Genomic DNA, 23,013 nt, shown 5'->3' with positions numbered 1-23,013 from the left:
TCCTTATTCAGCCGCTTCGCTGGTCGTGTCGGCTTTCGCCTCGGCGGCAATCATCTGGGCCAGCTTGCGGCGAAAGCGCATCGGGCCGACGTCGATCTTCAGGTCGAGGTTCGGTGTCTGCATGTTGGCCATTGCGTGATGGACCGCCTCCAGCACGACGCGATCCTCTTCGAAGGCGCCCCGTACGGATTTTGCGAATCTCTCGGAAACCTTGGCGTCGTCCGGCGCGAAGTTGCGCATCTGGAACCAATAGTATTTGGTCCGGTTTTCATCGACCGGCGTCATGAAGTTGTAGCTGTCCATGAGGAAGGTGTTTTCTGGCAGGACGCGGCCTTCCCCGCCGGTGTGGGCCGGCGCGAAGATGGCCTTAATGATCGCGTTGCTCGGATAGCGCACCTCGTAGTGCTGCTTGCGGTCGGTGTTGCCCTCGAATTGCAGGAAGGGCGCGTAGAACGGGGCCGGTTCGGAATCGATCATCCAGCGCCAGACGGTGACGCCGTCGTCCTTCACGGTCGTCTCGAGCGGCGTTTCCTCACAGGCCGAGCTGGCGAAGGACGACTGATGGACCCAGGCGACATGTGACGGGTCGAGCAGGTTGTCCGTCATGTAGAGGTAATTGCAGTTGAGCGTCATGGACTCGCCGCGATTGATTCCCCAGGCGGGATTGCCGAAATACTCGACTTCGAAGATTTCCTTCGGATCCGCCTTCTCGGCATCGCCCATCCAGATCCAAAGCAGGCCGTAGCGCTCGTGGACTGGGTAAGATCGCACCTTGGCGACATGCGGAATGCGCTCGGCGCCCGGAACCCGCGTGCAGGAGCCCGAACAATCGAAGGTCAGGCCGTGATAGCCGCATTCCACGTCGTCACCTTTGATGCGGCCCATGGACAGCGGCAGCTTCCGATGGGGACAGGCATCCTCTAGCGCGGCGGCATGGCCATCCTGCTTGCGGTAAAGAACGATGTGTTCGCCGAGGATCGTGACGGATTTCAGCTCGCGGCCGACCTCTTGATCCCAGGCTGCGACATACCAGGCATTCTTGAGAAACATTTCGCTCTCCTTGCGTTTTGTTAAGCGAATGTCCGCCGTTTTTTTTGTGCCAACAAGTTGCCAGCTCCTGCGTTCTTTTTTAGATTTTCTAAATTGAGCGACCTGTCCGAGGAGTGCCTAACGATGTCGAACCCGTCCTTGCGCGGCCTGCAAGCCTTTGAGGCGATCGGACGATGTGGCTCGGTCAGCGCCGCTGCGGAGGATCTCGCTGTAACGCCCGGCGCCGTCAGCCAACTGGTACGAAACCTGGAGCAATGTCTTGGGCTCACGCTTTTGGAGCGACGTGGGCGGCGGGTCGAATTGTCGTCATGGGGTCGGCTGTATTACCGGGAAGTCGCGAAAGGCTTTCAGCAGCTCTCCCATGCCGCCAATATTCTCACGCGCGCCAGGAACGAGACCGGGATCGTCCTCAGTGCCTTGACCTCGGTCGCCAACAGGTGGGTCGGTCGCAAGATTTTCGACTGGCAGTCCCTCTGTCCGGAATCCAGTGTGCGCATTCTCGGCCAGGAGCAAGAGCCCCGCATCGGTATCGAGCAGGTGGACTTCCGCATTACCTACGGCCGGCGCGCCTATGCGCACGAGCATGTCGCAAATCTGTTCACCGACTGGGTCGTACCGGTCTGTTCGCCCGCGTTGATCGCCAACCGTGTCCTCGACAGTCCGCAGGCCATTCTCAAATTCCCGCTGCTAAACGTGGAATGGGAGGCGGATTACAAGGCTTCGCCGCAATGGAGGGACTGGGCCTCCTTGGTGCATGCCGATGGCCGCCAAACGTTCTCTGGCCTTTCCTTTGCCTTGTCGAGCAGTGCCATTGACGCGGCGGTGAACGGTAGGGGATTCGTTCTCGCACAGGTTTCGATGGTACTGGATGAGGTTGCCTCCGGCGCCTTGATGGTTCCCTTCGACATTCGCATGCAACTGTCCGAAAGCTACTACTTAGCCTGGGACCGGACGGCTCTCGAAAAGCCGTTCGGGCAAAAATTTCACAAATGGCTAATCGGGGTAGCGAGACAACAGGAGCTGCTGTCCGCTCCGGCTAAAGGCGCAGCCACCTGACGTGAAGTATTGTCACGGCTGCTATACGCGGGCTTGCCCGCCATCAATCGACGAGCCGCATCACTTGAATGCTCCTTGGATCTCACCCGACGGGGACTTCCCGAGGCGCAAGTTCAATGGGGAGGCTTCAACGAGAGTGTCGGTTTCTATCAGGGGACGACTTTCTCAAGCACCGCGCAAAGCTGATCGATGTGGTGACGACGACTACTCCAAACCAAACAACTCGACGGAGAGCAGCCGTATAAAGCTCCGCTTCGCGGTGCGCTACCAGATTGGCTTCCCTGGACCGGACGACCCCGGGGAAATTGGTATCCATCGTCGCCTTTGAGATCCGCTATCAGATCGTCGACGTTCTCTACCGTCAGGCCAACGTTAGCCCTGTTACCGCCTTGAGGCGCTTTCCCGACCTGAGGCGTGACCTGCAGCAGAATAGGTAACGACGGTCACCGAGCAGTGCCGACTTTCTTAGCCGGCTTGAAAAGCGGTTGACAAAGCGCGACCATGTATACTTTATAAATACAAGAAGTATGCAGTAGGAGGAGGCGTGCGATGTCATCGACCGGGGAGCCACGAAACCAACCGCTCTGGGCGGAGAAAATAACAGGATTGTCCCAGGCGCTCCTGCGCGGTGAGAAGTTCCTGGCCGGGATTTTCATAACGGTGCTGCTGGCGCTGATTTTGGTGAATGTCGTCACCCGATTCGCCAAGGTGCCAATCTACTGGATCGACGAGGCCTCGATCTTCTCCATGATCTGGCTTGGCTTTATCGGGGCTTCGGTCATGACGCGGCTGCGGATCGATTTCGCCGTCACGCTTCTGTCGGATCAACTGTCACCCAAATGGGTCGCGCGGCTGCGCGCCTTTTCCACCGCAATATCGCTGACTTTTGCGACCGGCTTTGCGGTGGTGTGCTGGATCTGGCTGGATCCGCTGGGCATCGCTTCCCACGGTTTCGACGCTCAGGCTTTTGCCGCCGAAACGTTCAACTTCCTCTACACCGAGCGAACCCAGACGCTGGAATGGCCGACCTGGATCGTCAACCTGATTCTGCCGATCTTCGCTCTCACGCTCATCGTCCACAATGCTGCAAACCTGCTTGAAGACCTCGGCATCGCGCGCAAACGCGTACAGGTCTCGCTGACGACTGCAGAAGGAGCCGCCTGATGTTTACCTTCGGCGCATTCGTTGCCCTCATGCTAGTCGGCCTGCCGATCTCCATTGTGCTTTGCCTCACGGCGGCGGCGTATATCTGGCAAAGCGACAATACGGTCCTGTTCGTCTCCTTTCCCACCCAAATGTTCATGGGTCTCGACAGCTACGGCTTGATCGCCATTCCGCTGTTCATTCTCATCGGCGAGATCATGAACGGCGGCGGCATCACGCGGCGTATCATCGACATGGCCATGGCATTCGTCGGCGCGCTCAAGGGCGGCCTTGCCTATGTGAACCTGCTCGCAAACATGTTCGTGGCGTCCATTCTCGGCTCGGCCGCGGCCCAGGTTGCGCTGATGTCGCAGATGATCGTCCCGGAAATGGAAAAGAAGGGCTATGACAAGACCTTCGCTGCCGGTCTGACAGCCTATGCCGGCATGCTGGGGCCGATCATTCCGCCTTCCATCATGTTCGTTGTCTACAGCGTCATCGCGCAGGTTCCCGTCGGAACCATGCTGGCCGCCGGCATCATTCCCGGCATCATCCTTACCATCTCCTTCTGCGTGGTCATCGCGCTCATGGGATACGTCTACAACTACCCGCGCGGCACCAGCCTGCCGATGCGCGAGCGTGTGACCATCACGTTGAAGGCCGCGCCGACACTGATCATCCCGCTGATCATCGTGGGATCGATCGTGACCGGGCTCGCCAATCCGACCGAAGCCGCGGCCATGGGCGTGGTTGCCGCAATCCTCGTCGGGCGTTTCGTGACCGGCGATCTCCGCCTGAAGCAGCTTCCCGAGATGTTCGTCAAGGCAGGGGTCCTGTCGGCCGGCATTCTGTTCCTGATCGCTGCGGCTGCCGTATTTTCCTGGGTTCTCGTCTACGGAATGGTTCCCCAGCACGTGGCGGAATGGATCCAGACGATCGCGAAAGACCCGGTCACGTTTATGCTGCTGGTCAATGTGATCCTGCTCGTCATCGGCACGGTCATCGATGGCGCGCCGGGGCTGATCATGACCGTTCCGATCCTGCTGCCGATTGCGACGGAAGTCTACGGCATCGATCCGGTGCATTTCGGCGTCGTTGCGGTGATCAACCTGGTCCTCGGCTTCCTGTCTCCGCCGGTCGGCTTGAATTTCTTCATTGCCGCTGCAGTAACGGGGGCGAAGCCCGGCAAGATGTTCATCGTAACGCTGCCGTTCTTCCTGATCTGCTGCGTCATCCTCGTGCTGCTTTCGATCTTCCCGGCACTGTCGACCTACTTCTCCTAACCCATAAACTCACAACAGAGGGAACCTGCCATGAACATTACGCGTCGAACTTTGATGAAGAGCGTCTCGCTGGGAGCCGCGGCGGCTGTCTCCGCACCGTCGATCCTGCGTGCACAGACTGCAAAGATCTATCGTCTCGGCATCACCACGCCACCGGGCCACCCCTGGAACCTTGCGGCTGAAGCCGTCGGCAAGCGTCTTTCCGAAGAAACAAACGGGCGCCTCGCGATCCAGGTCTTCCCTTCGAACCAGCTCGGCAACGAAGGCGCCATGCTGCAGCAGATGCAGTCCGGTGCGTTGGATCTCGGCTGGATCATGACCGCGGAACTCGGCTCGCGCATTCCCCAGATCGCGGCCATCAATGCGCCGTGGCTCGTCAAGAGCACCGAGAAGGTCGCTGCGCTCGTTCGTCACCCTGCCGCAATCAAGCTGCTGGACGTACTGCCTGCCCAAACCGGCACGATTGGACTTGGTTACGGCATCACCACCCTGCGCGTCGTCTTCACCGGCCAGGAAACCGGCGGCATTGAAGATATCAAGGGTATGAAGCTGCGTATCAACACGACGCCGGCCTACCGTGACTTCTATCAGCTGCTCGGCGCAGCGCCGACGCCAATCCCGACGCCGCAGGTGTTTGACGCTATGTCCAACGGGCAGGTGGACGGACTTGAAGCCGACCTGGATCTCTCCTGGAACCAGCGATATGACAAGGTCGCCAAGACCATGCTGCGCATGAACGCCATCTTCATGCCCTGTGTCGCGCTGGCTTCCGGCCGCATATGGAAGGGCGTTCCCGAAGCGGATCGCGAACTTATCGCCCGCCTGACCCGCGAGGAGCTCGACAAACAGATCGACGCAACCGTCGCAAAGGAAGCCACCCTCCTGCAGAACTTCAAGAATACCGGTATCAAGATCGTCGATATAGACCTGCAGAACACCGCCGAGATCATCGCCGCCTATGACGAGATCTGGCTGCCGAAGGCGCCGGTTCTGAAGGAGCTGCGGGAAGTCGGCGCAAGCCTCTGACGGAAGCAGTTTCACGTAACAATACGGCTTTCCCTCGGGGGAAAGCCGTATTGGCAAAGTCTGACATACCGCCGCCCTTGAGCACGGAACGCCGGAGGCTGAAGGCGGGCATCACACCATTTGCCTGAGACCGTCGGCAACTTGCCGCACCGAACTCATCCATCGAGCATCGCGCTATATTCCGGATGCTTTACCGCGAAGGCGGCCATGAACGGGCATTTGGCGATAATGCGAGCTTGTCTTTGGCGGAGCGTCTCGAAGACCCCACGCGCCAGCCGTGTGCCGATGCCTTGCCCGGAAAGTGCCTGTGGAACCTCCGTGTGGGTGAGAACGACCCGGCCGTCTTCGTTGTGGTAATAGGCAACGGCAAGCTCATCGCCGACAGCAAGCTCGAAGCGTGATGCCGCGACATTGTCGGTGATCGTGCCGTTCATTGTCTCACTCCAATCGTTCTCTTCGGCGGACGGTCGCCTGGGGCGGATCTCGCTCAATTCAGCGTGCGGCCAAGATGGATCGTCAAACACGACAGGGGAAGGGAATTTTTGCCTTTGCGATCGGCAAAAACTGGCTCCTCGTCGGTCAAATCCTCCACACGCAGGCCGGCGATTTCCGATTGTCTACGTCCACCTGCCTGATCGCGCAGATCAATCAGGCGGTTACTGGCGCAGGTCGCCAGCAACAGGACGAGAGTATCACCCGTAACGGCCTTTTTGCTCTTTCGCTGACGTGGGCGATTGCTGGCTCTCACGGCCAATCTGAGTGCACTTTTAAGCGATGGTGCGTCGAAGTACCCGGTGAGGCCACGCCAGTCCTTCCTTGCCGAGCTCGGCATGCAGTGCTGCGGCTGTTTCAGCCAAGAAAGCATTCTGCGCGGGCGGCCCGACGACGCTGACGCGAGGCAAGGCTGTTGCGGAACCGGCCGAGGTATCCGCACTTACGCAAAGGACTGTCGGCATCGACTTGATTAGCGTAAGCTAACGTTAGGGGTACAGTGATGCACCGCGTGGTCACCATAGCTGTTGCCGCGCTTGCGGCTATCTACATCTGCCCCGCGCAGGCGGAGGTAGTGATCGGGGTTTCGGCCGCGATGACCGGACGGCTCGCGTGGATCGGCGAGCAGGGTCAGCGTGGGGCAGAGATGGCCGTAGCCGACATCAATGCGGCGGGCGGCGTCCTTGGCCAGCAGGTGCGCGTCATCAACGTCGACGATTTCTGCGATCCCGAGCAGGCCGTGGCGGCAGCCAAGAAACTGGTGGCTGACGGAGTGGTGTTCGTCGTCGGACATTACTGCTCCGGCGCCTCGATCCCGGCATCAAAGATCTATGAGGAGGCGGCGGTTCTGCAGATTTCACCAGGATCGACCAATCCGCTGTTGACCGAACAGGGCCGTGACAACGTTTTTCGAGTCATAGGTCGCGACGATAAGCAGGGGATCGTGGCCGGCAACTACCTGGCCGATGAATGGGGCGAAAAGAAAATCGCGATCCTTCACGACGGCACGACCTATGGTATGGGTCTCGCCGGTGAGACAAGAAAGCAGTTGAACAAGCGGGGCGTAACCGAAGCTGTCTACGACGCATACACGCCTGCTAAGAACGACTATTCGGCGGAGATCGCTGCGTTACAGGCCGCTGGTATCGCCGTTTTGTTTGTCGGCGGGTATCATGCCGAGGTTGCGTTGATTGTACGCGCTGCACGCGACCGCGCCTACGCGCTTCAGGTCATCTCCGGCGACGCCCTGGCTACCGAAGAGTTTGCGCTGATCGCCGGCCCGGGAGCCGAGGGGACCCTCTTTACGTTCTCCGCGGACCCGCGGCGAAACCCCGAAGCTGCCCCGGTGGTGGAGCGGTTCCGTGCCGAAAACTTCGAGCCCGCAGGTTACACACTGCTGAGCTACGCTGCCGTCCAACTCTGGGCGCAAGCGGTCGATAAGGCAGCCTCGCTCGAACTGCCGGCGGTCATCGCGACACTGCGCGGACAGGAGTTCGACACTGTGCTCGGCCCGGTCGATTTCGACGACAAGGGCGACCTCACGAACCAAAGCTGGGTGTGGTACGTCTGGCGGGGTGGAGAGTATGTGCCGGTTGAATAGCAGCCCGCCACACGCCGCCGCGTCACTTCAGATTAAGTGTCGCCGCGATGCTTGAACGCCTAGGCATACGCGGCCGCCTGTTGCTGGCTTTCTTCGGCATCAGCACCTTCGCGGTGCTCGCGACGGCAGCTGCTCTTTATGCCTTCCTCCAGGTAGGCGAGGTTGTCGACAGCATAACCAAGGATCGGGTGCCGTCGGCGCTGGCGTCCCTCCAACTGTCGCGTCAAGCCGAGCGGGTCGCGGCAACTGCTCCGTCTGTACTGAATTCAACGAGCAAGGTACGGCACAACGAGGTCTCGGCTGCGATCGGGGTCGAGATGGCGCGCCTAGAGGAACTGCTTGCCGCGCTCAAGGGGGGCACGCTTGGCACGGCGGCGGTGGCCGAGATCGAGGCGGCGGTGCTTGGTCTGCGGCGAAACCTCGACGCACTCGACGACCTTGTCGCCGCCAAGCTCACCGTAGTCGCGCGCAAGGAGGAGTTGTTACGTCGCTTATCGGCTACGACAATTGCAGGCCAACGCCTTCTGGCGGCTGGCATCCTGGTGATGAATTCCAAGCTTGCGCAATGGAGAACTGTCGCGGCCGACGCGTCGCTCGCCTCAGACCGACGTGCGGCGGCGACTTCCGACCTGGTCGAGGCGATTAAGGGCTACATCCCCCAGCAGAGGGCACACCAGGAGATATCCGCCGTCAACGACGCGCTGGTTAAGTTGGCGAACGCGCCGACGCCAGGCGATCTTGCATTGATGCTCTTTCCGCTGCGCCGGTCGCTCGCCGTCCTCGAAACGGTTTCAGCCGAGATCGACGAGAAGCTACGGTCCCGCTTCCAACAGCGGGTGGGCGAGTTCAAGGCGCTGATCGATGGTGGCAACAGCATACCGAAGGCTAGACAGGACGAGTTTGCCGTCCTGGCTGAGGGCGAAAAACTTCTGGCCGAAAACAATCGGCTGTCCCGCAGTCTCACCGCTGCTGTCGATCGCCTTGTCGCTGCGGCAAACCGTGAGATCTCCTCGTCCGGTCTCGAGGCCGCGGTCGTCCAGCGCTACGGCACCGGCGTTGTCCTTGGCTCGGCCGTTCTCAGCCTGTTGAGTTCGATTCTGATTGTCTGGCTCTATGTCGACCGCAGTCTTCTCGCCCGTCTGGGAAGCGTGAGCCAGGGCATGCTCGCGATCGCCGACGGCAATCTTTGTGCGCCATTGCCTGCCGCGGGCCACGACGAAATCGGCCGCATGGCTGAGGCGCTCAGGCTGTTCCGGGACACGGCTGTCGAGATCGAGGAAAAGAATCTGCGCGAGGTTGCTGAAGCACGCCAACGGCTCGTAGATGCCATCGAGAGCATCTCGGAGGGGTTCGCTCTCTATGACGTGGAGGACCGGCTCGTTCTCAGCAACAGCCGCTACCGCGAACTGCTCTACAGCGATGTTGCGATCGAATTGACGCCCGGCACCACATTCGAGCACATCATCCGCCGGTCCGCCGAGCGCGGCTACATCAAGGATGCCGAGGGGCGCCTCGAGGAATGGGTCGCCGAGCGGCTCTCCCGGCACCGCAATCCTGGTGAACCGTGGGTGCAGCGGCGAAGTGACGAGCGATGGATAATGATAGGCGAGCGCCGCATCACAGGCGGCGGCACGGTGGCCGTTTACTCGGACATCACGGAGTTGAAAAAGCGGGAGGAGAACCTCGCGGAGAAATCCGCAGCCCTCGAGGCGCTGTCGAGCAAGCTGGCGAAGTATCTGGCACCACAAGTATACAACTCGATATTCACCGGCCGTCAGGACGTCAGGATCGCCAGCCAGCGGAAGAAGCTGACGATATGCTTCTCGGACATTGCCGGCTTTACCGAGACCACCGACAAGATGGAGTCCGAGGATCTCACCCAGCTCCTCAATCACTACCTGACGGAAATGTCGAAAATTGCTTTGGAACACGGCGCCACCATCGACAAGTATGTCGGCGACGCGATCCTGATGTTTTTCGGGGACCCGGAGACCCGCGGCGTCAAGGAGGACGCGCTCGCCTGTGTTGAGATGGCTCTCGCCATGCAGAAACGGATGAGCGAACTTTCAGAAATCTGGCGCGACATCGGCATTGAAACGCCGCTACGATGCCGCATCGGCATTCATACCGACTACTGCACGGTCGGCAACTTCGGCAGTGAAGATCGGATGGACTACACGATAATCGGCGGCGCCGTGAATCTCGCCTCGCGCCTCGAGCAGGAGGCGCCGGCGGGGGCAGTGCTCATTTCCTATGAGACCTTTGCGCAAGTGAAGGACACAATCGCTTGTGTCGAGCTGGGGCATGTCCAGATCAGGGGTATCGCCTATCCCGTCGCCACATATCGTGTCCTCGATCTGAAGACCAATCTGGTCGCCGCACGCAGCGCCGTTCGAACCGAGCTGCCGCATCTCAGACTAGAAGCGGAACCCGAGTTGATGTCTGCTGGCGAGCGAGATGAAGCCGCGACTGCGCTTCGCGACGTGCTCGATCGACTTTGCCACAAGCCTGGGTAGCGTGGTTCGCTCGCACCCGGATCGACGACTACTACTGCGGTCACTTCGTCGACCAGCAGTGATGTATCGTCCCCATCGGGAGCTGAACTGCCCGGGTCTGCTACAGCCTGAGGCCCCCAGCATCGGCGGCTCCAATTCGGGCAGGATCTGCCATGGCCTCAGACGAGGCCTCGGGGATGCGCACAATCTGTGCTGTTCTAGCGATCTAATGATCGATTTTCATTCCCGGCCCATCTGAAACCGTGATGGTGGAACTCCCGTCCAGCGTTTGAACGTGAGCGTGAAGTGCGCGGAATCACCTTTGATGTGGGCAGAGATAACGAATCCGACCACCGCCTCACCGGAGACCAAGCCAATCTATCGCGTTTTTGAGGCCGCCGGGAATGCTGCGGACATATTATGATCCGGATTTCGGCCGGCACAGTCCCTACATTCCTATCAATTGAGATCACATTCCGACGTGGGCGAACATACGACGGTGTTCGGGAATTGAGAATTGTGATCACGCAATATGCAATAGTAGCGAATGCTAATACAGACTCTCAAAATAATGCTCCTGATGTGGTAAAATCGGCTTTGGGAGCAGCGCCGGCTCGAGGAGATGCCGGACGGCGTTTCAAGTTGTCGCGTGTCTGTTCGCATGGGCGTCGAGCTCGCATCTCCGCCGTTCCGGATAGGGTAGGGCCCCCTACGAAAAAGCGGCCTTTGGATATCAACTCGGAATGGGAGGTGTACGATGGTTCGCAAACTGTTTCTCGTCTTAGCTGCCGCGGCGTCCGCGCTGGCGATCAACGGGGTCGCATGGGCCGATTTCACAGTCCTCGTGCCATCGAGCAGCGAGGGTGACGGCCTTAGGGCTGCTGCCGACGACTACTCGAAGATGAAGGGCACGAAGGTGGAGATCGTGCAGGCGCCTTATGCCAATGTGTTCGAACAGGGCGCCAATGCGGGGGCAACCAAATCCGGCGTGTTCGACATCATCTTGATGGATGACCCGTGGATTCCGTTTTTCGCCGAGAACGGACACCTCGAGGATTTGACGCCATACTTCAAGAATGCGGGCATGGAAGGCCCGGACAACGACTTCCTGTCGAAGTCGCTGGCGATCTGTCGCACCCCTTACAATACGGGACCTTATGTGTGCCTGCCGTATGTGGGAAACGCCCAGATGTTCTTCTATGACGCCGCCAAGTACAAGGAAGCTGGCGTCGAGGCTCCCAAGACCTGGGATGACGTATTGAAGGCGAGCCAGACCCTAACCAAGAACGGCGGAGGTCGCTATTTCGGTTATGTCTTCCGGGGCGGCCAGGGTAACCCGGTCGTGGCCGACTTCATGCCGATCTTCTGGTCCTACGGCGCCAATATGTTTAACGAGGATCGCACGAAGGTGACGATCGATACGCCGGAAGGCGCGGCCGCGATGAAGATGTTCATGGCGCTCCGCGACGTTTCTCCAAAGGGGATCGAGAGCTACAATGCCAACGAAGTGGGTACGGCGCTTGCTGCTGGTGCCGCCGCCTCGTCTATCAACTGGCCGAACTGGGTTGCGACCTTTGAGGATCCGAGCCAGTCGAAGATGGTTGGCAAGATTTCCTACGCCCCAATTCCGGCGGGCACGAAACCGGGCAGCTCCGAAATCGGCCATTGGACCATGGGCATCATGTCGGCCTCCAAGAATAAACAGGAGGCCTTCGACTTCATGGTCTGGGCGACCTCGGCTGAGCAGATCAAGATTTCCGCCACCCGCGGCAATCCGCCTGTCCGAGCCTCGGTCTTTGCCGATCCGGAACTGACCTCGCAGGAACAGTTCCGACACTATCCGGTGTTGATGGAGGCGATCCAGGCCTCGACGCCTCGTCCACGCCATCCGAAGTGGCCGGAGATCGAGAATGCCTTCGGTATAGAGCTTTCCAAGGCCGTCGCAGGCACGATTACGCCAGAGGAGGCGCTGAAGAGCTCACAGGCAGCAGTCGAAGAGATTACGGGCCTTAAATAGGCGGCGATGCGATCTGCGCGGAGCGGGGTTTTTGGGCCCCGCTCCCATGGTGGTGACGGCAATTACCCGTAGCGCTCGCGGGGTTTGAGGTGCGTATGGACAAGCTGTTCACGGGAGGGAGATGTTGACGCCCGATCAAGGCACATTGACCACGCCGCTTCGCATGGGCGGCGGTCTGGAGCGTTGGGCAGAGCGCCATTTGCGGATCCTCATGCTTGCGCCAACGGTCCTCATATTGCTCGGGCTGACGATCTTTCCCAGCCTCTATATGTTCTATGCCGCGGTTCACAAAATCAGCCCGAACCCCGATCTGCCCTGGGAGTTCGTCGGCACCGACAATTTTGCTCGACTGCTTTCCGACACGCAATTTCACGTCGCACTCTGGAACACGACTGTCTTTACAGTCGTGGCAGTGACGACCGAATTCCTCCTCGGTCTCGGCCTGGCGCTGCTCCTCGATAAATTCATCCGCCGACTAGCCTTTCTCAAAACCGTCCTGATGATCCCCATGATGCTGCCGCCGGTCGCCGTCGCGATCACCTGGAAGATCATCTACGAGCCACAGTTTGGCGTCCTCAACGAAATCATGTTCCGTCTCGGTCTTCCACTGCAAGCCTGGGCGGGCGACGTGAACCTCGCGATGTTTTCGATCATCGTTGCCGATGTTTGGCAGTGGACGCCCTTCATTTTTCTTCTGATGTTGGCGGGGCTGGCAAGCCTGCCGGTCGAACCCTACGAGGCCGCAGCGCTCGACGGCGCCTCGTCATGGCGGCAGTTCTGGGATCTGACGCTGCCCTTCCTGAAGCCGGTCATCGCCATTGCCTTGCTCCTGCGCGTCATGGATGCGCTGCGCCTTTTCGACCTGGTCTTCATCCTGACGGGGGGAGGTCCGGCAGACCGAACGAAGGTCTTGAGTCTATACATCTATCAGGTCGCCTACCGCTTCGCCGATCCCGGCTACGCTGCGGCGATCTCGCTCTTCGTGCTGTTCGTGACGATCGCGCTGAGCACCTGGTTCATGAAGCGCATGCGGCTGGCGGAGTGAGGCGACGATGGCGACGATAAGAACACGCAGCCGGGTCCGGGAGATGCTTCTCAGACTATCCGCCTATCTGGCGATCCTCATCGCGCTGATCTTGACGCTGTTTCCCGTTTATTGGATCGCGGCGAATTCGTTCAAGTTCGACATCGACATCTTCGCAGTACCGCCCGAATGGCTGCCGCGCAACCCGACATTGAAGCACTACGACGAAGCGTTCATCCAGCGGCCGTTCCTGCGCTACGCATTGAACAGCTTGCTCGTTGCGGCCGGAACCACGATCATTTCCGTAGGCTTTGGCACGATGGCTGGCTATGCCTTGGCGCGCTTCAGCTATCCGTGGCAGTGGCGAAAGCAGATTTCGTTCTGGATCCTCTCGACGCGCATGATGCCTCCTATCGTCAGCATCATTCCGCTGTACCTGTTTTTCAACTACTTCGACATGCTCAACACGAAGTCGGCGCTCATCGTCGCCTATACCGCCTTCAACCTGCCGTTCGCAACGTGGATGATGAAGAGTTATTTCCAGGATCTGCCGGTCGAACTGGAAGAGGCCGCGATCGTCGACGGGGACACGCGCTGGGGCGCATTCCTGCATGTCGCTTTGCCGCTCGCGCGTCCAGGGCTCGCGGCGACGGCCATCTTCTGCCTGATCATCTCGTGGAACGAGTTCCTGCTTTCCCTGATCATCACGCTCACCGAGCAGTCGCAGACGCTTCCGATCGGCATCGCCGGGCGGGTGACGCAGTACAAGACCTATTGGGGGGAAATCAGCGCCGCCGGGTTCATGGCCTGCGTGCCGATCGTCATCTTCGCTTTCATCGTTCAGAAGCATCTTGTCCGGGGGCTGTCTCTCGGGGCCGTCAAGGGGTGAGACCATGGCGTCCGTCACGTTCACCAATGTCTCCAAGAAGTTCGGCGAATTCATCGCGGTCGCCGACTTCAATCTAGAGGTCCGGGACAAGGAGTTTCTCGTCCTGCTCGGCCCCTCCGGTTGCGGCAAGACGACGACGATGCGCATGGTTGCCGGTCTCGAGGAGGCGACATCGGGCGATATCTACATCGATGCGGAACGCATCAATGGCGTCCTGCCAAAATATCGCGACGTCGCGATGGTCTTCCAGTCATATGCCTTGTATCCGCACCTCAGTGTCGAGGACAATATCGGCTATCCACTGAAGATCCGCAAAGTGCCCCCAGCCGAATACAAGCGACGAATAGCCGAGGTCGCGCGGCGCGTTGAACTCGACACGATGTTGTCGCGTCTGCCGAAGGAACTCTCCGGCGGTCAGCGCCAGCGCGTGGCACTCGCCCGCGCCATCGTCCGCACGCCACGTGTTTTTCTGATGGACGAGCCGCTTTCCAATCTCGACGCCAAGCTTCGCACGCAAATGCGCGCCGAGCTGAAGCATCTCCAGCATGAACTGCAGGTCACGACGATCTATGTCACCCACGATCAGATAGAGGCGATGACACTCGCCCACCGCGTGGCCGTGATGAACAAGGGCGTGATCGAGCAGCTCGGAACGCCGAGGGAAATCTACAACGATCCGCGCACCCTCTTCGTTGCCGGATTTATCGGCTCGCCGCCGATGAATCTGATCCCCGGGGAGGTGACAAACGGCGTGTTCGTTAGGGCCGGCCTAAGGGTGGCGGGTCTTGGGCGGGCAAACATCTCTTCCGCCGTTCTCGGTGTGCGTCCAGAGGACGTCCATGCGGCCGGAGCCGAGGATGCCGACGTCAATCTGGTTGCGCCGATCTATTCGGTGGAGCTCACGGGCGAGAACACGCTTGTAAGCCTGCAGCTAGGCGGCCAACTGATGACTTTGCGCGCCGACAAGAACTTCGCTGGCCAGATTGATCAGCGGATCGGCGTGAAGGTTGAGACAGATCGCGTCTTTCTGTTCGATGGAGGGACACAATACCGTGTCGACTTCTGACATCTGGACGGCGGCAATTGCAATCACAGTGGCATTCGCCGCGGCCGCCGCCGATGCCGGTCCCATCGACGGCAATCCGCTGATAGAGATCCCTGCCGGCGCGTTCGTCTTCGGTCGTGACGACGGCCCCGAAAATGAACACCCGCGCCGCGTTCTGTGGGAGCGGGCCTTCGCGATCAACCGTACCGAGATCACGAACCGACAATACGGACGCTTCATCGATCAGACCGGTCACCGCCCGGCCTTCTACGCAAATCACCCGGCTCTGGGATTGGACGACCGGCCGGTCGTCGGGGTGAGTTGGGGAGACGCCGATGCTTTTTGTCGTCACTACGGGTTGGCGCTGCCGTCGGAGCAACAATACGAGAGAGCGGCACGCGGAACGACGGGCAGCGCATTTCCGTGGGGCTCGGCACCTGGGGACTTGGTGCGGGCAAATTCCGGCGCGGATATCTGCTGCTCCGGCGACGCGCGCGACGGTTATCCGATGACCGCGCCAGCAGAGTCCTTCGCCGATGGCGCAAGCAGCGAGGGCGTCCTCAATCTTGTCGGCAACGTCTGGGAGTGGACCAGTGATGTTTACGCGCCCTATGACGGTGGGGCTGCGGCAAACGTTACGGGGCTATACCGCGTGCTTCGCGGTGGCTCCTGGAACAGCGATGCACGCCACCTTACGACGACCTATCGCCTCGCCTATAATCCGGAATTTCGTTTCTCAGCCAATGGTGGCTTCCGATGCATTCGCTCCGCGGCTTGACAATCATTGCTGGTCTTCTGTTCCTGGCAGTCGGCGCTAGCGCAGAGCCGGCAGTCGCACCCGGCTACCGGCTAGAGACCGTTAACCTGCCGGGTGCCGCGTTCGCCGGTATGTCCCGCGACGGCGAGGCTCTGCTCGTCACCGATCTGGCCAGCGGCCGGCTTTATCGCCGCGACGCGGAGGGTAAGCTCGTCGCATTCGGTCCGGTCTTTTCGCATGGCCTCGATGTGATCGGCGACCCGACCGGTCCCTACCGTGTCGTGCGTGCCGGTAACGTTCTTGTCGTCGCCCAAGGGTGGACGCCGGCCAACTCCGACGCAGGCCCGTATGATCACGCCCTCGTTGCGATCGATGGGGCTGGCGCGGTCCGCGTCATCAGCAGCGATTTCTGGAATCCGTTCGACTTCATCTTGGCGAACGGCGTCTACTACGTGATCGATGCCGCGCGAAACAGTGTCGAACGGGTGCAAACGGATGGGCAGAAGAACACGATCATGACGTTCCGCCGTATGGCCGAGGCGGCGACGGCACTGCAGGATCTTTCGCCGACAGAGTTCGCAACCGGGAACAGCTATGAAGTCGATGCTGTGCCGACCGGGATCGGGCTGCGCGACCGACGCCTTTATGTCGCGCTGTTCGGCGGCTTTCCTTTCCTTGCCGGTGCTGGAAAGATCGTATCGATCCCCGAAACCGGTGGCGCGTCAAATCCGCGACTTGACGTCGATGGCCTGAATGCGCCCGTTGCTATCGCCTTCGACAATGATGGAGCGATGCTTGTTCTCGAACATGGTATCTACGATCAGCCGGAAGGTTTCCGGAAAGGCAGCGGTCGTTTGCTCAGACTCGACACAATGACGGGCAGCCGAAAGATCATTCTCGACGCCTTGACACGACCGGTGTCCGTCCTCGTCTGGGACGAGCGGCGGCTCGTCGTTTCCGATCTGGGCGGCAACCTCCATTTTCTGACACGTGAATAGGCGCACTGACTACCAGTGTGACGACCTATCGAGGCGAAGAGGGTGTCGGGTCGCACTTCAAATGGGCAACGAGTGCTTCACCGCTGACAACTGCGCGAATGCCGCCGCAACCGTAGTAACCGCATATGATGATGGTTTAACGCCAAGCAATTGAAAGCATATTCCACGATGGACAACATGGGTCAGTCGGATCGATCAAGTTGGCGACGTTGCGGTGCAGGAACACCTCGCCAGACTCCAGGCCGGCGATGACGTTGGCCGCACGCTGCTATCGGAACACCCGATCCATAGATACTCTGCCGCTGCAGTTCCGACAAACGCTCGCGTCGGCTTTCAAGGCTCTTCTCTCTTCTGACCAAATCCTGTTTCTATCGAAGAGTTCTGCGATCATCAGATGCTCCTGCTGGTGAAGACACCAGCCTTCCTTGGCCAACATGTGTCAAATCTAAACCTGAAACCCGTCACCCATGGCTCTTCCAGGCAAGGGAAATCAATCCGCACGAAACATCAATGCGAAGAAGGGACGCTCTGGCAGCGACACGACGGTCGCGGAGAGTCAGGTTATCGGCATCAAAGCGGCGGTTGTGGAACACGTCGAGAATCAACTCTCTCGTTCGCTGCGCTCCGAGTTGCCGATGGGGGCGCAGGGGCGGGGGCAACTCTCCGAAGCATGCCGTCCTCTCGTCGTCCTGGTGCTGGTCCTGCTGGGCACGTGAACTGATCGATGCACCCTGATCGTTCATAAAGATTGTCAATCCTTGTAGGATTGGGTGGCGAAAGGATGCACACATGCATATCTCTTTGACCGAAAAGCTCGATGAATATGTCCGCGATAAGGTGGCGTCGGGCCTCTACAACAATGCCTCGGAGGTGATCCGCGAGGCGCTGCGTCTCAAGATTGCGGGGGAAGAATCGGATGCGGCGAAGCTGCAGCAACTGCGCGAGGCGCTAGATCCTGCCTGGCGTCAGGCCGACGCGGGCGCTTGTGTCCCCTTTGATCTGACCGCGATTCTCGATGAACTCGACCAGGAAACGGCGCATGCCTGAATTTGCGATCACGCCGCTTGCTCGTGAGGATGTGAAGGAAATCGGCCGCTACATCCAGCGAACTTGGGGAGTGGCGCAGCGCGATTTGTATCTGCGTGGGTTCGCCGCTCTGTTTGAGCGCCTACGCACCGGCGCGATCGTCGGCCGGTTTGAGCGGCATCTATAGCCCTCTCCAATGCGACAGCCGGTCGTGGCCAGTTAAAAGTGAGAATGCGGCTGAACCTCGGTCCGATTGGGGCTGTCTGCGGGGTGGTCATTTCGTGCCGGCGTTTTTGTTCATCTAAGAATTAAGTGCGGGAAAGGCAGAAGAAAGGCGTTGATGCCAACCGAAGCGATCGCGATAGAGCGATACTGAAACGTCCAATGGTTGCCGCCTTCACGATTGTCATACAAAGGACGAGCGCGGCAACCGCCGTTGATGCTGGGGAACCTTACCTGGCCTTTGTCGTTCAGTTCTCAATAGGCTCAACTGAACTCTATTGAGGAGGCGGACATGCAAAAGTCCATTCATAATCTTTTGGCGGCAGGCCTGCTCTCGGTCGGCGCCCTCTCAGCCGTTTCATCCACGTCGTCGGCGCAGTCCCTCGACCTCTACATCGGCCCGGACGGACGTCCTGAGCTGCGCGATAGAGATCTGGACCGTCGATACTACGAGGACGAGTACGAGCGGCCCGGCTGTAGCGAGCGGCAAGCGCTTCGTCGTGCATCGAGACTTGGACTACGTGATCCGGAAATTCAGACCGTGACACGCAGACAAATCGTCATCGATGGCGAACGGCGCGGGCGGTTCGTGACAGTCGCATTTGCTAACCGGCCCGGCTGTCCGCGCCTCGGCTAAGCGTGCTGCTTCATTAAACAGGCTGGACCGCCGCAAGTGCTCTATCATCGGCCAGTCAGTCAGTTCATCACAGGCTTCATCGCCTGGACTGATGGCATCATGCCCCCGAGCGTAGTCATGTCGTTCAAGCAAAAGGCTGAGTTGGGCCGGTGGCGGGTTGCGTGAACCAGCGCGGTCCAGTGTCAGACATGAATATGTGGTCTTCGAGCCGGATACCGAACTGACCTGGTACGACGATCATCGGTTCGTTGGAGAAGCACATGCCGGCACGAAGGCGCGTGCCGTTACCGCGCACGATGTAAGGTTCTTCGTGGATCTCGAGGCCCAGACCATGACCGGCCCGATGGGGTAGGCCCGGTAATCTATAATCCGGACCAAGGCCCTCGCGCACGAGCACCGCTCGGGCCGCCTCATCCAGCATGCGAGCCTCCACGCCGATCTGCGCGGCTTCGAAGACCGCCTGTTGTGCCTCGCGCTCGATCGACCAGACGCGCTCAAACTCTGCGTCCGCCTCGTCCAGCATGTAGGTGCGGGTGAGGTCCGAGTGATAGCCGTCGATGCGTGTTCCCGTATCGACGAGGATCGCCTGTCCCTTCTCAAGCACCTGGTCGCCATCTGCCCCATGAGGCAGGGATGTGGCGGTTCCGAATGATACGATACAAAAGGTCGAGCCACCGGAGGCGCCGAGCGCGCGATGTTGTTCATCGATATAGCGCACGACATCGGAGGCCCGTATACCCGGCTCCATCATGACGTGCGCGCGTTTGTGAACCTCGAGGGTGAGATCCATCGCGTACTGGATCAGCGCGATTTCGGCTGCTGACTTGCAGAGCCTGAGATCACGGATCAAACGAGCACCATCACCGATGCGATCAACGCCGAGATTCCTGACGAGCTCATGATAGGCAAACAGCGGCAGCGCATCGTCGAGCGCGAGCTTATCAGTGGCTGCAAGCAGTGAAGCAATGAGCCGAGCGGGGCTTTCCTCTTCCTCCCAAGTGGCGATTTCGCCAGGCAGGTGCGGCAGTGTTTCCACGCGACTGCGCTCGAAACCCGGAACGATGTAAGTAAGTGTCGTGGGTGTCACCAGCGCACCGAGGAGACGTTCGCTTTGATGCCAGACAAGGCCAGTGAAATAGCGAAGGCTTTCTGTCGCTCCTATCAGAACGGCTGAGAAACCGGCAGCTTCCATGTTTTCGCGCAATCTTCCCAGTCGCGCATGTCTTTCCGTAGCGGAGATCGAGGCAGGGCGGGATGGCAAAGGCATGTCGGCTCCTATGTCAGAATCTTTGAGGTTTTTGCCAATGTACGAGGCCAAAACCCAACTGTCGATTTTATATATTTTCTATGTAGGCAATTTGTCGACAAGGATATTGGCGCGCGACACCCACCAAACGAAACGAAGGGAACAGAAGCCGATGTTCTTGTTCTGTGCTGAAAATTCGCTGAATGTACAAGGGGAACGCTGGCGGTCGCTTTCAGCGAAAGAACTCGAGATGCCCGAAGTCTTTTGCGCTCAACCGCAATGCTGTAGGTGTACAGCTATCGACCTAAGCGGGAATCATCGGGGAGAACAGCGCATGGAACTTCTGACGCTTCAAAATTTTGCGGGTTGTGTCGGCCAGGCGTTTGATCTGTCTCTTGGCGAGAGCACCGTGCCGCTGACCTTGGCGGAAGCTTCTCCGGGCACAACACAGATCCTGCCTGGCATGCGGCGCGCGCCTTTTTCCCTGGTGTTCCGCAGCAGTTCGGCGATCGTCCTGCCGCAGCAGATCTACCGCCTGAGGAATGCGTCGCTCGGCGCGCTGGAGATCTTCCTCGTACCGGTCGCCAGGGACAAGCAGGGCATCGTCTACCAGGCCGTATTCAATTGATGAGGTGAAAGGCGGTCAGAGACGCCCAGTCTCGGCGAGGTTGCAGCAAGACCATTCCATCTGGACGTGAGAACCACCATTCTCCTCGGCTCGAAAACCAAGACGATGGTAGAGAGCCTGCGCCCGGAAGTTATGCTGCTCGACGTGCAGGACGACGGCCTCGCAATCGGACACCGTCGCCTCGTGCTGAATGGCCGCCAACAGCGTGGTTCCGTGGCCTTGACGGCGCCATTGCGGCAAAACACCGATATCGACGATGAGCCAACGCTCCTTCTTCGCATCAAGATAGACGCGGCCGGCTGGCTCGCCTCCGATCTCGACAACGAGAAAATCTGTGTCGGGAAACGTCGCCATGTAGTGGCGATGCTGGAACAGGAACTGCTGTTGGAGAAAGGCGTGTTTCTGTTCGATTGACCAAGGCACCGCCGCCAGTTCCTCCGCTCGAAACGACCGGTAGAGCTGTAGCAGAAACGGAAAATCCTCGGATGTGGCGTGGCGCAAGGACATGCCCGCGACCGGCAGGCGAGGCGGATCGAGGCGTGCCGGAAATCCGATCGTGGCAATGTCGGCTGGCAACATCACCCGAACGACGGGAAGGTGCCGTTAAGGGCAATGCAGAAGTTCACGGCAAGATAAGGCTGTCGGTTTTCATGCGGCAGGTTGTTGCCCGCCAAGCCGATCATATTTGACGCGAATTGGGCATTCGGCTGAGCGTCCTTTGCCGTGACCGAGCTCTCGATGGGCACGGTCAACGCGTTGCCGGCAGAAGGTGCGCTTGCCCGTTTTGCCATGTCGGTCTGGTTGTAGATCGTGAACCCGTGCGTATGCGCCGGCATTTCCGACGTGCTCAGTGTGACGTTGTTTTCGCCGACAACCTCGCCGAGCGTGTGTTGCGAGAGCCCCGGTGCCATGCCCTGAGTGAAGCCGGCGCGGCCGGAAAAGTTTGGCAATTGAAAAGTGGAACTGCCATTGCCGCCGTAAGCTACGCCCAGTAATGAAAACAATGCCGTGTTCTGCTGAATTGCAAGCGTCGCGCCATTACAAAGCGCCCAATTGCGGGGCGCGAAATTGAAGCCGAAAAGCTGGATTTCACCAATGAAAGGCTCTGACATTTCTATTCCCTTATCGTGCAATGGGGGCTGCATCAGCTTTGCGACGGAAAGACACCGTATAGCGAGATGCAGAATTGCACCGTCAAGGTCGGCATCATATTGTCGTGGGGTTGGGTTTGTCCGGTGGGCCCGGTCGAGTTCGGGGACGTATTGAACCCATTAAGGCCAGTGACATCAGTGGCATACATCGTGTTGCCCGAGAGTGCGCCGAGTTCGGCGTTCGTTCCGATCGCGGTCGCGCTGGCTGCTGTCGTTGTCGCAAACATCGGATGGTTGTGCGGCGGCAGCTGGGTCGCGAGAAGGGTCACGGTTTCGGTGCCGCCAAGTTGGCCGGGCAAGCGCGTGCTCAGTCCTTGGCCGGTGCCCTGATGCAGGGGCACGCGACCGCGAAGGTCGGGCACGCCGAACGTATTCTGGCCGTCGCCGCCATAGGTGGTGCCAAGCAGCATGTACAGTGTGTCATATTCCGCGATTGACAGCAGCGAACCATCGCAGGCCTGCCAGCCGGTCGGCACGCGGGAAAAGCCAAACATCCGAATTTCCCCGATATAGGGAGTGCCCATTGTTATCCTCCGGCGGCTAGGTTCAATTGCGGGGCGGGTATACGCCCTGTAACGCAATGCAGAAACTGATGACGTTGAATGGCTGCATATTGGAGTGCGGCTGTCCGCCGCCCGCCGACGCGACGCTCTGGGGCGCCAGCACAACCTGCGCTTCGCCTGATGGCGCATAGATCGGCAGGGAGGTGGTACCGTAAAGCGTGTTCGTCGGGTTGCGCTGATTGGCCTCCGCAGTCGTCCCGTTGCCCTGATGTTGGTGGGCAGGAATCTGCTGCTGCATGAGGGTCACAGCTTCAATGCCACCGGCCTCTCCGATTTCATAGGGTGTCGGGTTCCAGCTGGGGTCGGCGGACGGACCGGCCGCTGCAGGCGTTCGCCCCTGCAGATTCGGCAGGGCAAAGGTGGTTGAGCCGTTGCCGCCGTAGTACGTCCCCAGCAAGGAGAACAGGGCCTGGTTCTGATTGATCCCCAAAATCTGGCCGTTGCACAGTGCAAAACCGCGCGGCGCAAAGCCGAACCCGCTCATCATGATCTGCCCCACAAAAGGTTCGCTCATGGTTGCCCCCATCCCGATAAAATTCGACGACTCTGGATTTATCCTGCGGCGCACTCTCTCTCATAACGAGCATCTTGGGAAGGGCGGTTTGACAAACTTTTTGAACGAGTTTCTCGCTAAAGTCGCACGATGCTGGGTTGTGTGACTCGAA

24 protein-coding genes and 1 pseudogene are annotated in these 23,013 nt (G+C 59.5%); 18 read left to right on the top strand and 7 right to left on the bottom strand.

The genetic code is table 11. The features are described from left to right. Positions 1 to 3: 3 nt before the first annotated feature. Entirely contained in the window at positions 4 to 1,050 is a 1,047-nt protein-coding gene (locus tag ASD02_RS06355) for an aromatic ring-hydroxylating dioxygenase subunit alpha (protein ID WP_057219019.1), read from the bottom strand. 123 nt (positions 1,051 to 1,173) lie between these two features. Between ASD02_RS06355 and ASD02_RS06350 the strand changes: the two genes are divergently transcribed. From ASD02_RS06350 to ASD02_RS06335, 4 genes are all read left to right on the top strand, one after another. Beyond that, positions 1,174 to 2,106, top strand: coding sequence for a LysR family transcriptional regulator (locus ASD02_RS06350; protein WP_057220363.1), 933 nt, complete (start codon positions 1,174 to 1,176; stop codon positions 2,104 to 2,106). Between the two features lie 549 nt (positions 2,107 to 2,655). Next, entirely contained in the window at positions 2,656 to 3,270 is a 615-nt protein-coding gene (locus ASD02_RS06345) for a TRAP transporter small permease subunit (RefSeq protein WP_057219018.1), read from the top strand. Next, positions 3,270 to 4,532: a TRAP transporter large permease gene (locus tag ASD02_RS06340; RefSeq protein ID WP_057220362.1), complete on the top strand. Its 1,263-nt coding sequence runs from the start codon at positions 3,270 to 3,272 to the stop codon at positions 4,530 to 4,532. Before ASD02_RS06345 ends, ASD02_RS06340 begins: the two co-directional genes overlap by 1 nt. 30 nt (positions 4,533 to 4,562) lie before the next feature. Beyond that, positions 4,563 to 5,558, top strand: coding sequence for a TRAP transporter substrate-binding protein (locus ASD02_RS06335; RefSeq protein WP_057220361.1), 996 nt, complete (start codon positions 4,563 to 4,565; stop codon positions 5,556 to 5,558). Between the two features lie 155 nt (positions 5,559 to 5,713). On the opposite strand, the gene ASD02_RS06330 is transcribed toward ASD02_RS06335, so the two are convergent. Both ASD02_RS06330 and ASD02_RS36725 read right to left on the bottom strand, forming a co-directional pair. Beyond that, positions 5,714 to 5,992 carry a GNAT family N-acetyltransferase gene (locus ASD02_RS06330; RefSeq protein WP_057220360.1) on the bottom strand — a complete coding sequence of 93 codons (279 nt, stop codon included), beginning with the start codon at positions 5,990 to 5,992 and terminating at the stop codon, positions 5,714 to 5,716. 62 nt (positions 5,993 to 6,054) lie between these two features. Then, positions 6,055 to 6,366: pseudogene (locus ASD02_RS36725) on the bottom strand (integrase); the annotation flags it as partial. A 186-nt stretch (positions 6,367 to 6,552) separates the two neighbouring features. On the opposite strand from ASD02_RS36725, the gene ASD02_RS06320 reads away from it, so the two are divergent. From ASD02_RS06320 to ASD02_RS06270, 12 genes are all read left to right on the top strand, one after another. After that, complete coding sequence (locus ASD02_RS06320) at positions 6,553 to 7,650, top strand: branched-chain amino acid ABC transporter substrate-binding protein (RefSeq protein WP_057220358.1); 1,098 nt, start codon at positions 6,553 to 6,555, stop codon at positions 7,648 to 7,650. Between the two features lie 47 nt (positions 7,651 to 7,697). Continuing rightward, complete coding sequence (locus tag ASD02_RS06315) at positions 7,698 to 10,166, top strand: adenylate/guanylate cyclase domain-containing protein (protein WP_057219009.1); 2,469 nt, start codon at positions 7,698 to 7,700, stop codon at positions 10,164 to 10,166. 736 nt (positions 10,167 to 10,902) lie between these two features. Further along, positions 10,903 to 12,162 carry an ABC transporter substrate-binding protein gene (locus ASD02_RS06310; protein WP_057219007.1) on the top strand — a complete coding sequence of 420 codons (1,260 nt, stop codon included), beginning with the start codon at positions 10,903 to 10,905 and terminating at the stop codon, positions 12,160 to 12,162. A 121-nt stretch (positions 12,163 to 12,283) separates the two neighbouring features. Then, positions 12,284 to 13,207 (top strand): sugar ABC transporter permease, encoded by a 924-nt coding sequence (locus ASD02_RS06305; protein WP_057219005.1) that lies wholly within the window; start codon positions 12,284 to 12,286, stop codon positions 13,205 to 13,207. A 7-nt stretch (positions 13,208 to 13,214) separates the two neighbouring features. Continuing rightward, positions 13,215 to 14,075: a carbohydrate ABC transporter permease gene (locus ASD02_RS06300; RefSeq protein WP_025429155.1), complete on the top strand. Its 861-nt coding sequence runs from the start codon at positions 13,215 to 13,217 to the stop codon at positions 14,073 to 14,075. Between the two features lie 4 nt (positions 14,076 to 14,079). After that, a complete protein-coding gene (gene ugpC / locus ASD02_RS06295; protein WP_057204775.1) occupies positions 14,080 to 15,141 on the top strand; it encodes a sn-glycerol-3-phosphate ABC transporter ATP-binding protein UgpC in 1,062 nt (353 codons plus the stop codon). Between the two features lie 16 nt (positions 15,142 to 15,157). Continuing rightward, positions 15,158 to 15,898 (top strand): SUMF1/EgtB/PvdO family nonheme iron enzyme, encoded by a 741-nt coding sequence (locus ASD02_RS06290; RefSeq protein WP_057220383.1) that lies wholly within the window; start codon positions 15,158 to 15,160, stop codon positions 15,896 to 15,898. After that, on the top strand, positions 15,877 to 16,875 hold the full coding sequence (locus ASD02_RS06285; protein WP_057220357.1) for a ScyD/ScyE family protein: 999 nt from the start codon (positions 15,877 to 15,879) through the stop codon (positions 16,873 to 16,875). Before ASD02_RS06290 ends, ASD02_RS06285 begins: the two co-directional genes overlap by 22 nt. Before the next feature lie 467 nt (positions 16,876 to 17,342). Further along, positions 17,343 to 17,591 (top strand): hypothetical protein, encoded by a 249-nt coding sequence (locus tag ASD02_RS06280; protein ID WP_057204771.1) that lies wholly within the window; start codon positions 17,343 to 17,345, stop codon positions 17,589 to 17,591. A gap of 85 nt (positions 17,592 to 17,676) precedes the next feature. Further along, positions 17,677 to 17,922 (top strand): type II toxin-antitoxin system ParD family antitoxin, encoded by a 246-nt coding sequence (locus ASD02_RS06275; protein ID WP_234907813.1) that lies wholly within the window; start codon positions 17,677 to 17,679, stop codon positions 17,920 to 17,922. Continuing rightward, complete coding sequence (locus ASD02_RS37985) at positions 17,915 to 18,088, top strand: type II toxin-antitoxin system RelE/ParE family toxin (protein ID WP_162255900.1); 174 nt, start codon at positions 17,915 to 17,917, stop codon at positions 18,086 to 18,088. The genes ASD02_RS06275 and ASD02_RS37985 overlap by 8 nt, the downstream gene beginning before the upstream one ends. Before the next feature lie 327 nt (positions 18,089 to 18,415). Next, entirely contained in the window at positions 18,416 to 18,760 is a 345-nt protein-coding gene (locus ASD02_RS06270) for a hypothetical protein (protein ID WP_057218999.1), read from the top strand. A 124-nt stretch (positions 18,761 to 18,884) separates the two neighbouring features. Here the strand turns inward: ASD02_RS06270 and ASD02_RS06265 are convergent, their stop codons facing one another. Continuing rightward, positions 18,885 to 20,027, bottom strand: coding sequence for a Xaa-Pro peptidase family protein (locus ASD02_RS06265; RefSeq protein ID WP_057220356.1), 1,143 nt, complete (start codon positions 20,025 to 20,027; stop codon positions 18,885 to 18,887). 37 nt (positions 20,028 to 20,064) lie between these two features. Here ASD02_RS06265 and ASD02_RS39535 point away from each other — a divergent pair, with 37 nt between their 5' ends. Together ASD02_RS39535 and ASD02_RS39530 are read left to right on the top strand one after the other, a co-directional pair. Next, on the top strand, positions 20,065 to 20,634 hold the full coding sequence (locus ASD02_RS39535) for a hypothetical protein (protein WP_234907812.1): 570 nt from the start codon (positions 20,065 to 20,067) through the stop codon (positions 20,632 to 20,634). Between the two features lie 132 nt (positions 20,635 to 20,766). Then, complete coding sequence (locus ASD02_RS39530) at positions 20,767 to 21,048, top strand: hypothetical protein (protein ID WP_228751018.1); 282 nt, start codon at positions 20,767 to 20,769, stop codon at positions 21,046 to 21,048. Positions 21,049 to 21,212: 164 nt separating this feature from the next. Here ASD02_RS39530 and ASD02_RS06250 read toward each other — a convergent pair whose 3' ends face one another. The 3 genes from ASD02_RS06250 to ASD02_RS06240 are packed head-to-tail and all read right to left on the bottom strand — an operon-like array spanning position 21,213 to position 22,862. Then, positions 21,213 to 21,767, bottom strand: a complete 555-nt coding sequence (locus ASD02_RS06250; RefSeq protein WP_244494180.1) for a tail fiber protein — start codon at positions 21,765 to 21,767, stop codon at positions 21,213 to 21,215. A gap of 11 nt (positions 21,768 to 21,778) precedes the next feature. Further along, positions 21,779 to 22,279, bottom strand: a complete 501-nt coding sequence (locus ASD02_RS06245) for a tail fiber protein (RefSeq protein ID WP_234907811.1) — start codon at positions 22,277 to 22,279, stop codon at positions 21,779 to 21,781. A 52-nt stretch (positions 22,280 to 22,331) separates the two neighbouring features. Next, a complete protein-coding gene (locus ASD02_RS06240; protein ID WP_057204819.1) occupies positions 22,332 to 22,862 on the bottom strand; it encodes a tail fiber protein in 531 nt (176 codons plus the stop codon). Positions 22,863 to 23,013: the final 151 nt, after the last annotated feature.

It is taken from the genome of Ensifer sp. Root1252 (assembly GCF_001425885.1).
GTDB classification, from domain to species: Bacteria; Pseudomonadota; Alphaproteobacteria; order Rhizobiales; family Rhizobiaceae; genus Ensifer; species Ensifer canadensis.
This window is presented reverse-complemented; position numbering and strand designations above follow the sequence as displayed.

What these genes read in the sequence shown, in the direction of transcription:
- ASD02_RS06355 (WP_057219019.1), bottom strand. Translation starts at nt 1,050, where the DNA reads ATGTTTCTCAAGAATGCCTGGTATGTCGCAGCCTGGGATCAAGAGGTC.
- ASD02_RS06350 (WP_057220363.1), top strand. Translation starts at nt 1,174, where the DNA reads ATGTCGAACCCGTCCTTGCGCGGCCTGCAAGCCTTTGAGGCGATCGGA.
- ASD02_RS06345 (WP_057219018.1), top strand. Translation starts at nt 2,656, where the DNA reads ATGTCATCGACCGGGGAGCCACGAAACCAACCGCTCTGGGCGGAGAAA.
- ASD02_RS06340 (WP_057220362.1), top strand. Translation starts at nt 3,270, where the DNA reads ATGTTTACCTTCGGCGCATTCGTTGCCCTCATGCTAGTCGGCCTGCCG.
- ASD02_RS06335 (WP_057220361.1), top strand. Translation starts at nt 4,563, where the DNA reads ATGAACATTACGCGTCGAACTTTGATGAAGAGCGTCTCGCTGGGAGCC.
- ASD02_RS06330 (WP_057220360.1), bottom strand. Translation starts at nt 5,992, where the DNA reads ATGAACGGCACGATCACCGACAATGTCGCGGCATCACGCTTCGAGCTT.
- ASD02_RS06320 (WP_057220358.1), top strand. Translation starts at nt 6,553, where the DNA reads ATGCACCGCGTGGTCACCATAGCTGTTGCCGCGCTTGCGGCTATCTAC.
- ASD02_RS06315 (WP_057219009.1), top strand. Translation starts at nt 7,698, where the DNA reads ATGCTTGAACGCCTAGGCATACGCGGCCGCCTGTTGCTGGCTTTCTTC.
- ASD02_RS06310 (WP_057219007.1), top strand. Translation starts at nt 10,903, where the DNA reads ATGGTTCGCAAACTGTTTCTCGTCTTAGCTGCCGCGGCGTCCGCGCTG.
- ASD02_RS06305 (WP_057219005.1), top strand. Translation starts at nt 12,284, where the DNA reads ATGTTGACGCCCGATCAAGGCACATTGACCACGCCGCTTCGCATGGGC.
- ASD02_RS06300 (WP_025429155.1), top strand. Translation starts at nt 13,215, where the DNA reads ATGGCGACGATAAGAACACGCAGCCGGGTCCGGGAGATGCTTCTCAGA.
- ugpC (WP_057204775.1), top strand. Translation starts at nt 14,080, where the DNA reads ATGGCGTCCGTCACGTTCACCAATGTCTCCAAGAAGTTCGGCGAATTC.
- ASD02_RS06285 (WP_057220357.1), top strand. Translation starts at nt 15,877, where the DNA reads ATGCATTCGCTCCGCGGCTTGACAATCATTGCTGGTCTTCTGTTCCTG.
- ASD02_RS06280 (WP_057204771.1), top strand. Translation starts at nt 17,343, where the DNA reads ATGGCTCTTCCAGGCAAGGGAAATCAATCCGCACGAAACATCAATGCG.
- ASD02_RS37985 (WP_162255900.1), top strand. Translation starts at nt 17,915, where the DNA reads ATGCCTGAATTTGCGATCACGCCGCTTGCTCGTGAGGATGTGAAGGAA.
- ASD02_RS06270 (WP_057218999.1), top strand. Translation starts at nt 18,416, where the DNA reads ATGCAAAAGTCCATTCATAATCTTTTGGCGGCAGGCCTGCTCTCGGTC.
- ASD02_RS06265 (WP_057220356.1), bottom strand. Translation starts at nt 20,027, where the DNA reads ATGCCTTTGCCATCCCGCCCTGCCTCGATCTCCGCTACGGAAAGACAT.
- ASD02_RS39535 (WP_234907812.1), top strand. Translation starts at nt 20,065, where the DNA reads ATGTACGAGGCCAAAACCCAACTGTCGATTTTATATATTTTCTATGTA.
- ASD02_RS39530 (WP_228751018.1), top strand. Translation starts at nt 20,767, where the DNA reads ATGCTGCTCGACGTGCAGGACGACGGCCTCGCAATCGGACACCGTCGC.
- ASD02_RS06245 (WP_234907811.1), bottom strand. Translation starts at nt 22,279, where the DNA reads ATGTTTGGCTTTTCCCGCGTGCCGACCGGCTGGCAGGCCTGCGATGGT.
- ASD02_RS06240 (WP_057204819.1), bottom strand. Translation starts at nt 22,862, where the DNA reads ATGAGCGAACCTTTTGTGGGGCAGATCATGATGAGCGGGTTCGGCTTT.